Below are 12,868 nucleotides of genomic sequence, written 5' to 3'. Positions count from 1 at the left end.
TGCGGGCGCGCGCGGGCGGCGTCAACCGATCAGGCGGCGGGTGAGGCCGGCGAGATCGTCGTAATGGTCGAGCAGCCCCTCGGGCAGCAGCGCCTCGACGCCGCGCCCGGAGGGGCCGAAGGTGACGAGCGCCGAAGGCACCCCGGCGGCGCGCGCGGTTTCGCGGTCGGTCTCGGTGTCGCCGAGCAGGTAGGAGCGCGCCAGCTCGCCCCCCGCCCCGGCGACGGCGGCGCGGTAGGGCGCGGCGTCGGGCTTGCGGGTGGGCAGGGTGTCGGCCCCGATCACCGCGCCGAAGTAGCCGCGCAAATCCAGCCGCGACAGCAGCGTTTCCGCCAGCCCCTCGGGCTTGTTGGTGCAGACGGCGAGCAGGTAGCCCGCCCGCCGGAGCCCCTCCAGCGCCTCGACCGCACCGGGGTAGACCTTCGTGTGCACGTCGATATGCGCCGCGTAATGATCGAGCAGCCGGGGAAAGGCGCGGTCCACCTCCGCCTCGCCGCCCTGCCCGGCCCGGCTGAAGCCGAGCCGCAGCATCGCCCGCCCGCCGCGAAAGGCGGTGGCCGCGTCGGCGGCGGGATCGAGCAGATCGCCCAGGCCGAGATCGCCGAAACAGGCGTTGGCGGCGGCGACGAGATCGCCTGAGGTATCGGCCAGAGTGCCGTCGAGGTCGAAGATCACCGTGCGCATGCGCCTTCCCGCCTATCCCAATGAGCCCGCGCCTTTTCCTTGCAGCGCTGTGTCGCTGGGTTAAAACGGGCGCGACCGTCTGAAAAGAGCAGATCATGCCCACCAGCCTCATCATTCTCGCCGCCGGACAGGGCACCCGGATGCAATCGGACCAGCCCAAGGTGCTCCACGAGCTGGGCGGCGCGCCCCTGTTCGCCCATGCGCTGGCCTCGGGCCGGGGACTGGAGCCCGAGCGCGTGGTGTTGGTGGCGGGCCACGGGTTCGACAGCGTCGCGCATGCGGCGCAGGCGATCGACGAGGAGATCGCGGTGGTCGAACAGGCCGACCAGCTCGGCACGGCGCACGCGGTGGCGCAGGCGCGGGCCGCGCTCGACGGCTTCGAGGGCGACGCGGTGGTGCTCTACGGCGACACGCCCTTCATTCGGCCCGAGACGCTGGAGACGATGCTGAAGGCGCGCGCGGACGGGGCCGACGTGGTGGTGCTGGGCTTCGAGGCCGCCGATCCGGGCCGCTACGGCCGGCTCGTGGTGGAAGAGGGCGCGCTCACCCGCATCGTCGAATACTCGGACGCCACCGAGGCCGAGCGCGCGATCAGCCTGTGCAATTCCGGCGTCGTCGCCGCCGATGCCGCGACGCTGTTCGCGCTGATCGAGGCGGTCGGCAACGACAACGCCTCGGGCGAATACTACCTCACCGATATCGTCGAGATCGCCCGGGCGCGCGGGCTTTCCGCCGCCGCCGTGAGCTGCGACGAGTCGGAAACGCTGGGCATCAACACCCGCGCCGAACTGGCCAGGGCGGAGGCGCTGTTCCAGGCCCACAAGCGCGCCGAGGCGCTGGAAAACGGGGTGACGCTGATCGCGCCGGAGACGGTGTTTTTCGCGCAGGACACCTGGGTCGGCCGCGACGCGGTGATCGAGCCCAACGTGGTGTTCGGCCCCGGCGTGACGGTGGAAACCGGCGCGCGCATCCGCGCCTTCAGCCATCTCGAAGGCTGCCACGTGAGCCGCGACGCGCAGGTCGGCCCCTTCGCCCGGCTGCGCCCCGGCGCGGAACTGGCCGAGGGCGCCAAGGTGGGCAATTTCGTCGAGATCAAGAACGCCGAGATCGCCGAGGGCGCCAAGGTCAACCACCTCAGCTATATCGGCGATGCCTTCGTCGGCGCCGCGGCCAACATCGGTGCAGGCACGATCACCTGCAATTACGACGGCGTGTTCAAGCACCACACCCACATCGGCGCGCGCGCCTTCATCGGCTCCGACACCATGCTCGTCGCCCCGGTGCGTGTGGGCGACGACGCGATGACGGCGACCGGCACCGTGGTGACCCGCGACGTGCCCGCGGGCGCCATGGCGATCGGCCGCGCGCGGCTCGAGATCAAGGAAGGGTTCTGGCGCCGGATGTATGAAAAGATGAAGGCGGCCAAGGAAAAAGCCAAGTCCGCGAAGTGAAATGTTTGAAAAGTGCAATTACATGCACGTAACGAACCAGGTTTGAGGTGGAAAGACCATGTGCGGAATTGTCGGCATTCTCGGCGAACACGAAGCCGCGCCCGCGATCGTCGAGGCGCTGAAGCGGCTTGAGTATCGCGGCTATGACAGCGCCGGGATCGCCACAGTGAACGCCGCCGGCGCGCTGCACCGTCGCCGCGCCGTCGGCAAGCTCGTCAACCTCTCCGACCGGCTGGTGCACGAGCCGCTGCCCGGCCTCGCCGGCATCGGTCACACCCGCTGGGCCACTCACGGCGCGCCGAACGAGGCCAATGCGCACCCGCACCGCGCCGGTGGCGTGGCGGTGGTTCACAACGGCATCATCGAGAACTTCCACGCCCTGCGCGACGAACTGGCGGCGCGCGGGATGGCCCCCGAAAGCGACACCGACACCGAAACCGTCGCCATGCTGACGCAGTCCTTCCTCGACGATGGGCTGGCGCCGGTCGAGGCCGTGCGCGCCACGCTGTCCCGGCTGGAAGGCGCCTTCGCGCTCCTGTTCCTGTTCGAGGGCGAACGCGATCTGATGATCGCCGCGCGCAAGGGCAGCCCGCTCGCCATCGGCCATGGCGAGGGCGAGATGTACGTCGGCTCCGACGCCATCGCGCTCGCCCCGCTCACCAGCCGGATCACCTATCTCGAAGAGGGCGACTGGGCGGTGATCACCCGCGCCGGCGCGACAATCTACAATGCCGAAGGCGCGCTCGCCAACCGCGCCGAGCGGCGCATCCAGATGGACGCGGCCCGGATCGAGAAGGGCGGCCACCGGCACTTCATGATGAAGGAGATCGCCGAACAGCCCACCGTGGTGGGCAAGGTGCTCGACGCCTACCTCACCCCCGAGGGCGACGCCGTGGCGCTCGACCTGGAGGGCATCGACTTCGCCAGCATCCAGCGGCTTTCGATCGTCGCCTGCGGCACCGCCTATTACGCCGGGCTGGTGGCGAAATACTGGTTCGAGCGCTACGCCCGCCTGCCCGTCGATATCGACGTCGCCTCCGAGTTCCGCTACCGCGAGCCGCCCTTCCCCGAGGGCACGCTCGGGGTGTTCGTCAGCCAGTCGGGTGAAACCGCCGATACGCTGGCGGCGCTGCGCTTCGCCACCGGCGAGGGCATCCGCACGCTGGCGCTGGTCAACGTGCCCGAAAGCTCGATTGCCCGCGAGGCCGACGTGGCGGTGCAGATCCATGCCGGCCCCGAGATCGCCGTGGCCTCGACCAAAGCCTTCACCTGCCAGCTCGCCACCTTTGCGGTGCTGGTGGTGAAGGCGGCCCAGGCCCGCGGCGCGCTCGACGCCGGCGGCGTGGCCGAGTTGCTCGCCGCGCTGCGCAAACTGCCCGGCCTGCTCAGCCATGCGCTCGCCGTCGACGATGCGATCCGCACCGCCGCCGAAGCCATCGCCGAATCCCACGATGTGCTCTTCCTCGGCCGGGGCCAGATGTTTCCGCTCGCCCTCGAGGGCGCGCTGAAACTGAAGGAAATCAGCTACCTCCATGCCGAAGGTTATCCTTCCGGCGAACTCAAGCACGGCCCCATCGCGCTGGTCGACAAGGCCACGCCGGTGGTGGTGCTGGCGCCGCATGACGGTCTGTTCGAGAAGACCGTGTCGAACATGCAGGAGGTCATGGCGCGCGGCGGGCGGGTGTTGCTGATCTCCGACGCGCGCGCCATCGCGCAGGCCGGCGACGAGGTCTGGCAGGCGATCACCATGCCCGACGCGCCGGAATTCATCCAGCCGGTGCTCTACGCGGTGCCGGCGCAGCTCCTCGCCTACCACGCCGCCGTCGCCAAGGGCACCGACGTCGACCAGCCGCGCAACCTCGCCAAGTCGGTCACCGTCGAATGACCCCAGAGGCCGCGCTGGCAGAGCTGGAAGCGCGGGCCGATCCCGAGCGGGCCGCGGGTGCTGCGGCCTACCACAAGGCATCGCGCCGCTACCTCGGCGTGCCCAACCCGGTGATCAACGATCTCACCACCGCATGGCGGCAGGTGCTCGATGTGCCCGCCCGCGTGGCGCTGGCGGAGGCCTTGTGGAAAACCGATGTCCACGAGGCGCGGATCGCGGCGGCCAAGCTGCTCACCCAGGCCCGGCTGCGCCCCGACGCCGCCGCCTGGGCGCTGATCGCCTCCTGGGTGCCCGAGTTCGATGCCTGGGCGATCGCCGATCACGCCTGCATCGCCGGACAGAAGCGGCTGGTGGCCGATCCGTCACGTATCGACGAGGTGGAAGCCTGGACCCGGGCCGACCACATGTGGACCCGCCGCGCCGCGCTCGTCATCACCCTGCCCTGGACCCGGCAGAACCACCCCAAGCCCGCCGATCTCGCGATTCGCGACCGCGTTCTGGGATGGGCCGGGGCTTACGTCGACGATCCCGAATGGTTCATCCAGAAGGCGGTGGCCTGGTGGCTGCGCGATCTCTCCAAGCACGACCCCGAGCGCACCCGCGCCTTCCTTGCCGAATACGGTGACAGGATGAAGCCCTTCGCCCGCAAGGAGGCGGCGAAACACCTCCCCGCCTGACCGGGTGCGCCTCAGCGCGCGAAAACGTCCAACTCGTGCAGCCCAGTCAGCCCGACGTTCAGCAGCCTGAGCGCCGGCAGCGAAATCCGGCTGCCCGCGCCCGGCGGCGCGTCGATCGGCCTGAGTTCAACCTGGACGCTGGCGCCGCTCGCCACCGCGACCACGCGGCCCGGGCGGACCCGGTCGGTGAGCGGGGTTTCGAGCCAGAAACCGGGATCGGCCGGGCTGCCGAGGCTGGCCACCGTGCGCCCGAGCCGCGCTTCCGCGTCGGGCGCACTCTCTGCCATCGCCGCGGCGCGCTCGGCTTCGGTGCTGGTGTCGAAGGCGTCGGCGGTGTTGGCCCCCGCCGGCGGTGCGCCCGCATCGGGCCGCGGCATCGGCCGCGTCATCCCCTCCGGCGGCGCCATGTCGGCGTCGCGCGGGGCCATCTCGGCACAGGCCGAGAGCAGAACCGCGAGGATGAGCAATCGTTTCATGCGGAAAGCTTAGGCGCAAAAGAAGACGTGAACAATGCCACGATGGCTTGCGAGCCGCGGCATAAAACCCTAGTGTTTCACTATGGAAACGCGCGCACTCATTGATCCGTTCCAGCGGCCCATCACCTATCTGCGCCTTTCGGTGACGGACCGCTGTGATTTTCGTTGCTCCTATTGCATGGCGGAGGAAATGGTCTTCCTGCCGAAAAAGGAGCTGCTGTCGCTCGAAGAGCTTGACCGGATGTCCACGGCCTTCATCGGGCTGGGCGTGCGCAAACTGCGCATCACCGGCGGCGAGCCACTCGTGCGCAAGGATATCATGACCTTCTTCCGAGGGATGACGCGGCACCTCGAAAGCGGCGCGCTCGACGAACTCACGCTCACCACCAACGGCTCGCAGCTTGCGCGATTCGCCGACGATCTCTACGCCGCCGGGGTGCGGCGGGTGAACGTCTCGCTCGATACGCTCGATCCGGCCAAGTTCTCCCAGATCACCCGGCGCGGCGATCTGGCCAAGGTGCTGCGCGGGATCGAGGCGGCGCAGGCCGCCGGGCTTCGGGTCAAGATCAACGCGGTGGCGCTCAAGGGGTTCAACGAGGAAGAACTGTTCACGCTCACCGACTGGTGCGCCGAGCGCGACATGGACCTGACCTGGATCGAGGTCATGCCGATGGGCGATCTCGGCGAGGAAGAGGACCGGATCGATCAATACTGGCCGCTCACCGATCTGCGCGAGCGTCTGGCGACGCGCTTCACCCTCACGCCGCTGGCCGAACGCAGCGGCGGCCCGGCGCGCTACGTGCGGCTGGAGGAAAGCGGGCAGAAGATCGGCTTCATCACCCCGCTCACGCATAATTTCTGCGAAAGCTGCAACCGGGTGCGAATGACCTGCACCGGCGAGCTCTACATGTGCCTCGGGCAGGAAGACCGCGCCGACCTGCGCGCGCCGCTGCGCGATCACCCCGACGATGACGCGCCGCTCGTGGCCGCGATTCGCGATGCGATCAGCCACAAGCCGAAGGGGCACGACTTCGATTATTCGCGCCAGCGCGCGGATGGCCAGATGCCGCGGCACATGAGCCATACCGGCGGCTAGATTTTCGGCAGATCCTGTCACATCGCCGCAATCCGGCGGGGTTAGCTTGCCCGAAGCCATGATTCGCGTCATGCTTGTAAGCGGCAAATCACCTAACCCGGAGGCCATTCCGATGCCCAAACGCAAGGTAACCGACGAAGAGATTCGCGAAGCCGCCTACCACATGTGGCTCGAAGACGGCGCGCCCGAGGGAGAGGATCAAGCCTATTGGTTCCGCGCCGAAGCGGCGCTGACCGGCGCGAAGCCGAAGGCGGCCCCGAAGGCAAAAGCCAAGGCTGCACCGAAAAAGCCTGCCGCCGCGAAGAAAGCACCGGCGAAGAAGGCACCGGCACGCAAGGCGCCCCCCAAGGGCTGACGCGCCCCGGGCCTCAGAGGTTCGGCCCCAGTTCCAGCGGGCTGCCATCGGAGAAGCGCGCGAGCCGGAAGCGCGCAAGATCGTGCCCCGGCGGCTTTCCCTGCACCATGTCGGCGACGATCCGCCCGAAGGCCGGGCCGATGCCGAAGCCGTGGCCGCACATGCCGGTGGCGATGGTGAGGCCGGGGATCTGCGCCGCGTGGTCGACCACCGGCACCACGTCGGGCAGCGTGTCGATCATCCCGGCCCAGGCGCTTTCGATCTCCACAGGCCCGAGTTCGGGGAAGGTTTCGCCGAAGGCGCGCGCGGTTTCGCGTACCTTGGCCATGTTCGGGGCCGGGTTCAGCACCCGCATCCGCTCGAACGGCGAGGGCCGGTCCGCGCGCCAGCGCCGCGGCGTCGCCCAGCCATCGGGGTAGCCTCGGGGGGCGACGGGGCGCAGCGCGGTGCCGAACGGATCCTTGAACATCTGCCGCAGGTAACGCGCGAAGGCGCGGAAGGCGTCGGGGCCGATGTAGAGCTCGTGGAACCCCTCCGGCGCCAGGGTGTAGCCGCCGTCCGCGCGGCGTCGAAAGGCCATCCGGTGGTCGACCGCCCCGCCCTGGAACACCTCGCCCAGCGCCGCCGTGCGCATCGCGGTGGCGCGGACCGAAAGCTGCGGGATCGAAATGCCGTGGCGGCGCAGGAACAGCGACGACCACGCCCCGCCCGCCAGCACCACCGCGCCGGCGCGGATGCGGCCGCGCTCGGTGATCACCCCGGCCACCCGGCCCCCCTCGAGATCGAGCAGCCGCGCGGCGCAATCTTCGCGGATCACCGCCCCGGCTTTCGCCGCAAGCCGGGCCAGCGCCGGCACGGTGACGAAGGGTTCGGCGCGCATGTCGGCTGGCGTCCAGAGCGCGCCGGGCCAGCGGCGCGCGGCCTCGGGCAGGAGCCGCGTCACGCCGTCACCGTCCAGCAACTGGCTGCTCACGCCGTAAGGCTCGGCCAGCCGCAACCAGTCGGCGAAACGCGCCTTCTCGGCCTCATCGCGGGCGAGATAGGCCACGCCGCCCTGCGTCAACCCGATGTCGGTATCGACCTGCGCGGCCAGTTGCGGCCAGAGCGCCTGCGCCTCCTGCGCGATCGGAATCTCGGCCGGATCGCGGCCCTGAACCCGGATCCAGCCCCAGTTGCGGCTCGATTGTTCGCCCGCGATCCGTCCCTTCTCGACCAGCACGACCGACACGCCCGCCCGGGCGAGGAACAGCGCCGCGCTCACCCCGATCACGCCGCCGCCGATCACCACCACGTCGGCGCGGTCGGGCAGATCGCCGGTATGCGACGCCGGCTGCTCGGCCGAGATCGGAAACGGCGTCATGCCTCCTCGCAGAGGTGCTCGATGATCCGGTCGACGAAGTCGATGCCGGCCTCGAACTGCGCGAGGCTCAGCCATTCGTTCGGCTGGTGGGCCTGGGCGATGTTGCCCGGTCCGATGATGACGGCGGAATAGCCCGCCTCCTGGAATTGCCCGGCCTCGGTGGCATAGCTCACCGCGTTGGGGGCGTTGTCGCCGGTGATGCGCCGCGCCAGGGCCTCGGCCGCGCTGTCGCGCTCGGGCTGGAGCCCCGGCACCTGGAACCGCACGGTGGTGTCGATCCGCGCCTCGGGATGGACCGCGCGCATCCCCGCCTCGACTTCGGCCACCGCCTCGAGATAGCGCGCCTGCCAGCTTTCGACGCTTTCGGACGGGATGCAGCGGAACGCCATGACGAAGTGGCAATCCCGCGCGGTGATGTTGTCGGCGGTGCCGCCGGCGATGGTGCCGATGTGGCAGGTCGTCCACGGCGGCTCGAACAGCGCGTCGATCGGCCCCGGCGCGCGCGCCATGTTCTCGGCGTTCATCCGGTTGGCCCAGTCGATCAGCTTGGCCCCCTCCATCACCGCGTTGACGCCGGTGTGCATCAGCGACGAATGCACCTCGTAGCCGCGCAGGTGGGTGGCGATGCCGATGCCGCCCTTGTGGCCGTTCACCACCTTCATCTGCGACGGCTCGCCGATGATCGCGGCGGCCGCCTTGGGCAGATGCGCCGCCATCTCGGCAATCATCCGCGGCGCGCCGAGGCAGCCCACCTCCTCGTCGTAGGAAAGCGCGATCTGCAGCGGCCGTTTCACCCCGGCCTTGAGCGCCTTGGGCACGGCGGCGAGCGCGATGGCGTCGAACCCCTTCATGTCGCAGGTGCCACGGCCGTAGAGGCGGCCATCGATCTCGACCAGCTCGAACGGATCGGTGTCCCAGGCCTGGCCGTCGACCGGCACCACGTCGGTATGGCCCGACAGCACCACCCCGCCTTCCACCTCGGGGCCGATGTTGGCATAGAGCGCCGCCTTGGTGCCGTCGTCGTTGTAGACCCGGGTGGCGCGCACGCCGTGGGCGGCGAGGTAATCCTCGACCCAGTTGACCAGCGCAAGGTTGCTGTCCCGGCTCACGGTGGGGAAGGAGATCAGTTTTTCGAGGATCTCGCGGGCGGTGAGGTCTTTGTGCATGGGGTGCTCCGGGGTTTTCGCCGCGAGGGTGCCGGGGCGGGGCGGGAGCGTCAAGGCCGGGCGCGTTTTCCGCGGCGGAAAACGAAGGCGGTTTCCGTGCGGAAACCGGGACGAAATCCGTACGGATTTCGCGCCCCCGCCCGCCCGCGTCACTTGTGAATGAGCCGCTTCTTCACCGCCCGGCCGGAAAGCCAGACCACCAGCACCACCGGCAGCACCAGTCCGGCCGTGGCCCACCCCTTGTCGATGCCGAACCGCGCCGCGAGCGGGACGACCAGGTAGGCCAGCAGCGAGACCGCGTAGTAGCTGATCGCCACCACCGAGAGCCCCTCGACGGTTTCCTGCAGGCGCAATTGCAGTTGCGCGCGCCGGTCCATGCTTTCGAGCAGTTTCTGGTTCTGCCCCGAGCGGTCGACGTCGACCCGCGTGCGCAACAGGTCGCCCGCCCGCATCGCCCGGTCGGCCATCGCCTCGAGCCGCCGTTCGGCGCTCTTCACCGTGCGCATCGCCGGATCGAAGCGGCGCATCATGAACTCGTGCCAGGTCTGCCGCCCGTCCCAGCGTTCCTCGCGCATCACCCGCACCCGGTCGCTCACCAGCGCCTCGTAGGCCGCCGTGGCGCCGAAGCGAAACGAGGTTTGCGCATGCAGGCTTTCCAGCTCGGCCGAAACCTGGAGCAGGTCCTTCAATTCCGTCTCGTGCGAGACATCCGCCCGCCCGAGCCCGCTGACCATGCCCGACAGTTCGTCTTCGATCTCGCCGAGCCGACCCTGGATCGCGCGGGCCCGCGCCAGCCCCAGCATCGACATCGTCTTGTAGGTTTCGATCTCGCTCACCCGCTGCACGATCCGGCCCACCCGCCGCTCGGTGATGCCGGGGCTGACGAAGACGGCAAAGCGCATGTGCCCGCCGGCATCTATGCGGAAATCCCCCGCGATCACCGCCGCGCCATCGAGCACGCTGGAGGCGGCCACGCTCTCGGCCACGAACCACTCGTCGATCCTGGCGCGCATCGCCTCCTCGGCGGGGCGCTCCTCCACCCGGATCAGCGCCGAGGTGATCCGCACGCCGGGCGCCGCCGCCAGCCAGTCGGCCGGGAAGACGTCGAACACCGCCGGATCGAAGGGCCGCGCGGCGTTGCCGTCTCCGAAGATCGTGTAGGTCACGAACTCGGTATGCTGCTCCCACTTGAGGCGATACTTGCCAATCTCGCCGAAGAAGTGGTTGGCCCCTTCGGGCGGATGCGCCGCGCCAAAGCGGTCGAGAAGGGCGTGCAGGTGCGCCACGTCCTCCGCCCGGTCGCGCCCGGCGGCATCGGTGGGGCGCTTGACCGCGAGATAGGCGGCGAAACAGGGCGCGCTCAGCGCCGGGAAGGGCCGCGCGTGCAGCTCGTTGGCCAGCGCATAGCGCAACTCGTGGTCTTGTATCGTCGCCATAGCCTCGCCCTCTCGTCTCGGCCCTGAATAGCCCAAGCCCAGCCGCTTTGCCACATCCCGCGCCGCCCCGCGATGCGACGCAGGCGCGCAAAAAGGCTGACATCGCGGCGCCGGCATGGTTTCATCGCGCGACGGACAGGACCACCCATGACCCCGACGCTGATCACCCTTGCAAGCCTCGCCGCCGTCGCCCTCACCCTCGCGGCGCTCTGGCGCTGGCGCCGCCCGGGCTGGCTCGGCTTCGAGGGCCGCACGTTGTGGGACTGGCTGTCGCTGCTCGCGGTGCCGCTGGTCGTGGGCTTCGCGACGGTGTTGATCAACGCCGGGCAGCAGCACCTCGCCAACGAGCGTGCCGCCGAGGCCGCCCTGCAGCAATATGTCGACCGGATCAGCGCGCTGGTGCTCGACGCGGCCGCCGGGCCGGAGGCCGAGGCCCGCGTCACCGCGATCGGGCGGGCCCAGACCCTCGCGGCGCTGCGCCTCGTCGACCGCGACCGCGCCGGCCGGGTGCTGGCCTTCCTCGCCGACATGGACCTGCTCGCGCGGTTCTCGATCTCGCTCGAATCCATGCGGCTCGACGGCGCCGATCTCAAGGGTCTGACGCTGGCGGACATGGATTTCGAGGATGCCAGCCTGCGCGGCACCGATCTCGAGGGCGCGATGCTCGCGGGGGCCGATTTCGAGGCCGCCGACCTGCGCGGCGCCGATTTCAAGGGGGCCGACCTGCGCGGCGCGGATTTCGAGGAGGCCCGGCTCAAGGGCGCCGAGTTCGACGGCGCCGATCTGCGCGGCGCGGTGCTTGCCCGCGCCGCCGGCCTCAGCGCGCGCCAGCTTGCCCGCGCTTGTGCCGATGCCGGCACCACCCTGCCCCCGGGCTTTGCTCCGGTAACAGGGCAGAGCCCGGGCTGCGCGCTCGACCCCGCCGAGATCGACGACGATTGAGCGCGCCGCGCCGGCTCAGAGCACCACCACGTCGAGCGGCGGGAAGCCGTTGAACCCCACCGAGGCATAGCTCGAGGTGTAGGCGCCGGCGTTGCGGATCACCACCCTGTCGCCGGCGGCGAGCGTCACCGGCAGGTGCACCGGGCGTTTCTCGTAGAGCACATCGGCGGAATCGCACGACGGGCCGGCGAGGATGCAGGGGCCGTGCGGATCATGGTCGCGCCCGGTCTCGATCCGGTAGCGGATCGCCTCGCCCTCGGTTTCGGCCAGCCCCGAGAATCGGCCGATATCGAGATAGACCCAGCGGTGCGCGTCATCGTCGGACTTGCGCGCGACCAGCACCACCTCGGCGATGATCGCCCCCGCCTCGGCCACCATGCCCCGCCCCGGCTCCGCCATCACCCGCGCCACGGCGCCGAAGCGCTCAGCAACCAGCGCCATCACGCGGTCGGCGTAAGTGGTGGGGGTGTCGACCGGATCGCCGTAGAAGGCGGGGAACCCGCCGCCGATGTTGAGCAGCGTGAGGGCGTGCCCGCGGGCTTCGAGGTCGCGCCAGATCCGGGCGACATCGTCGAGCACCGGCGCCCACATCTCGGCCCGGCGCGTTTGCGAGCCGACGTGGAACGACAGGCCCAGCGGCTTCAGCCCGAGCGCCTGGGCCTGGGTGAACAGGGCGGGCACCATCGCCGGCTTGCAGCCGAACTTGCGGCTGAGCGGCCAGTCGGCCTCGGAGTTCTCCACCAGCACCCGGATATAGACTTCCGCGCCCGGCGCATGGGCGGCGATCTTTTCCAGCTCCTCGCCCGCATCGGCGGCGAACAGCGTGATCCCGGCCCGGTGGGCAAAGGCGATGTCGGCGGTCTTCTTGATCGTGTTGCCGAAGGAGATCCTCGCCGGGTCGGCGCCCTGGCCGAGGCAAAGCTCGATCTCGCCGCGCGAGGCGGCATCGAAATGCGATCCCAGCGCCACCAGCCGGGCAACGATCTCGGCGGCCGGGTTGGCCTTCACCGCGTAATGGATATGGGCAAAGCCGAGCCCCGCCTTCAGCGCGCGGTATTGCGCCTCGACGCGGTCGGGATTCATCACCAGCGTCGGCCGGTCGACCGCCATCGTGGCGAGGGCCGAGTCAAGGCGGGATTCGGGCGCGAAGGCGCCGGGGGCAGCATGGGGCATATGCATCTCCACAAGACAGGGGCAAGGCCCCAAGGTTCCGATGAAGACGTTACCGTCGCTGCATAAACGCGGACCCGTTGGGCTGGCCAGAGGCGCGTGCGTTGGCGTCTGTTCCGCGCATATGCGGCGGCGGCCTGATTCCCGCAAGAGAAATTGCGCGAGGGGGT

The 12,868-nt window shown here is 69.8% G+C and carries 12 protein-coding genes; 6 read left to right on the top strand and 6 right to left on the bottom strand.

Going from position 1 to position 12,868, the window contains the following annotated elements:
* Nucleotides 1-21: 21 nt before the first annotated feature.
* A complete protein-coding gene (locus tag IEW01_RS13380) occupies nt 22-684 on the bottom strand; it encodes an HAD-IA family hydrolase (RefSeq protein ID WP_188528509.1) in 663 nt (220 codons plus the stop codon).
* A gap of 95 nt (nt 685-779) precedes the next feature.
* Between IEW01_RS13380 and glmU the strand changes: the two genes are divergently transcribed.
* From glmU to IEW01_RS13365, 3 genes are read left to right on the top strand one after another with little or no spacing between them, the layout of a single operon-like run.
* Nucleotides 780-2,135, top strand: coding sequence for a bifunctional UDP-N-acetylglucosamine diphosphorylase/glucosamine-1-phosphate N-acetyltransferase GlmU (glmU, locus tag IEW01_RS13375; RefSeq protein ID WP_188528507.1), 1,356 nt, complete (start codon nt 780-782; stop codon nt 2,133-2,135).
* Between the two features lie 58 nt (nt 2,136-2,193).
* On the top strand, nt 2,194-4,020 hold the full coding sequence (gene glmS / locus IEW01_RS13370) for a glutamine--fructose-6-phosphate transaminase (isomerizing) (RefSeq protein WP_188528505.1): 1,827 nt from the start codon (nt 2,194-2,196) through the stop codon (nt 4,018-4,020).
* Entirely contained in the window at nt 4,017-4,697 is a 681-nt protein-coding gene (locus tag IEW01_RS13365) for a DNA alkylation repair protein (protein WP_188528503.1), read from the top strand. Before glmS ends, IEW01_RS13365 begins: the two co-directional genes overlap by 4 nt.
* Nucleotides 4,698-4,708: 11 nt before the next feature.
* On the opposite strand, the gene IEW01_RS13360 is transcribed toward IEW01_RS13365, so the two are convergent.
* Entirely contained in the window at nt 4,709-5,173 is a 465-nt protein-coding gene (locus IEW01_RS13360) for a D-galactarate dehydratase (protein WP_188528501.1), read from the bottom strand.
* 82 nt (nt 5,174-5,255) lie between these two features.
* On the opposite strand from IEW01_RS13360, the gene moaA reads away from it, so the two are divergent.
* Both moaA and IEW01_RS13350 read left to right on the top strand, forming a co-directional pair.
* The gene (gene moaA, locus IEW01_RS13355) at nt 5,256-6,269 is read left to right on the top strand and encodes a GTP 3',8-cyclase MoaA (protein WP_188528499.1); all 1,014 of its coding nucleotides are present in this window, start codon (nt 5,256-5,258) and stop codon (nt 6,267-6,269) included.
* Between the two features lie 58 nt (nt 6,270-6,327).
* Nucleotides 6,328-6,624, top strand: a complete 297-nt coding sequence (locus IEW01_RS13350) for a DUF2934 domain-containing protein (RefSeq protein ID WP_229738256.1) — start codon at nt 6,328-6,330, stop codon at nt 6,622-6,624.
* Between the two features lie 13 nt (nt 6,625-6,637).
* On the opposite strand, the gene IEW01_RS13345 is transcribed toward IEW01_RS13350, so the two are convergent.
* From IEW01_RS13345 to IEW01_RS13335, 3 genes are all read right to left on the bottom strand, one after another.
* Entirely contained in the window at nt 6,638-7,984 is a 1,347-nt protein-coding gene (locus tag IEW01_RS13345) for an NAD(P)/FAD-dependent oxidoreductase (protein ID WP_188528497.1), read from the bottom strand.
* Nucleotides 7,981-9,150: an acetylornithine deacetylase gene (gene argE, locus IEW01_RS13340; protein WP_188528495.1), complete on the bottom strand. Its 1,170-nt coding sequence runs from the start codon at nt 9,148-9,150 to the stop codon at nt 7,981-7,983. The genes IEW01_RS13345 and argE overlap by 4 nt, the downstream gene beginning before the upstream one ends.
* Before the next feature lie 149 nt (nt 9,151-9,299).
* Nucleotides 9,300-10,586, bottom strand: a complete 1,287-nt coding sequence (locus tag IEW01_RS13335; protein WP_188528493.1) for a DUF3422 family protein — start codon at nt 10,584-10,586, stop codon at nt 9,300-9,302.
* Between the two features lie 147 nt (nt 10,587-10,733).
* Here IEW01_RS13335 and IEW01_RS17710 point away from each other — a divergent pair, with 147 nt between their 5' ends.
* The gene (locus IEW01_RS17710; RefSeq protein ID WP_229738255.1) at nt 10,734-11,528 is read left to right on the top strand and encodes a pentapeptide repeat-containing protein; all 795 of its coding nucleotides are present in this window, start codon (nt 10,734-10,736) and stop codon (nt 11,526-11,528) included.
* Nucleotides 11,529-11,543: 15 nt separating this feature from the next.
* Here IEW01_RS17710 and IEW01_RS13325 read toward each other — a convergent pair whose 3' ends face one another.
* On the bottom strand, nt 11,544-12,707 hold the full coding sequence (locus IEW01_RS13325) for a type III PLP-dependent enzyme (RefSeq protein ID WP_438810825.1): 1,164 nt from the start codon (nt 12,705-12,707) through the stop codon (nt 11,544-11,546).
* Between the last annotated feature and the right edge of the window lie 161 nt (nt 12,708-12,868).

This window comes from Sinisalibacter lacisalsi, from assembly GCF_014640115.1.
Taxonomy (GTDB): domain Bacteria; phylum Pseudomonadota; class Alphaproteobacteria; order Rhodobacterales; family Rhodobacteraceae; genus Sinisalibacter; species Sinisalibacter lacisalsi.
The sequence above is the reverse complement of the archived record's forward strand: the minus strand, read 5'-3'. Positions and strand labels throughout refer to the sequence as shown.

Excerpts from the sequence above, each read along its gene's own strand:
- IEW01_RS13380 (WP_188528509.1), bottom strand. The coding sequence starts at position 684 with ATGCGCACGGTGATCTTCGACCTCGACGGCACTCTGGCCGATACCTCA.
- glmU (WP_188528507.1), top strand. The coding sequence starts at position 780 with ATGCCCACCAGCCTCATCATTCTCGCCGCCGGACAGGGCACCCGGATG.
- glmS (WP_188528505.1), top strand. The coding sequence starts at position 2,194 with ATGTGCGGAATTGTCGGCATTCTCGGCGAACACGAAGCCGCGCCCGCG.
- IEW01_RS13365 (WP_188528503.1), top strand. The coding sequence starts at position 4,017 with ATGACCCCAGAGGCCGCGCTGGCAGAGCTGGAAGCGCGGGCCGATCCC.
- IEW01_RS13360 (WP_188528501.1), bottom strand. The coding sequence starts at position 5,173 with ATGAAACGATTGCTCATCCTCGCGGTTCTGCTCTCGGCCTGTGCCGAG.
- moaA (WP_188528499.1), top strand. The coding sequence starts at position 5,256 with ATGGAAACGCGCGCACTCATTGATCCGTTCCAGCGGCCCATCACCTAT.
- IEW01_RS13350 (WP_229738256.1), top strand. The coding sequence starts at position 6,328 with ATGATTCGCGTCATGCTTGTAAGCGGCAAATCACCTAACCCGGAGGCC.
- IEW01_RS13345 (WP_188528497.1), bottom strand. The coding sequence starts at position 7,984 with ATGACGCCGTTTCCGATCTCGGCCGAGCAGCCGGCGTCGCATACCGGC.
- argE (WP_188528495.1), bottom strand. The coding sequence starts at position 9,150 with ATGCACAAAGACCTCACCGCCCGCGAGATCCTCGAAAAACTGATCTCC.
- IEW01_RS13335 (WP_188528493.1), bottom strand. The coding sequence starts at position 10,586 with ATGGCGACGATACAAGACCACGAGTTGCGCTATGCGCTGGCCAACGAG.
- IEW01_RS17710 (WP_229738255.1), top strand. The coding sequence starts at position 10,734 with ATGACCCCGACGCTGATCACCCTTGCAAGCCTCGCCGCCGTCGCCCTC.
- IEW01_RS13325 (WP_438810825.1), bottom strand. The coding sequence starts at position 12,707 with ATGCATATGCCCCATGCTGCCCCCGGCGCCTTCGCGCCCGAATCCCGC.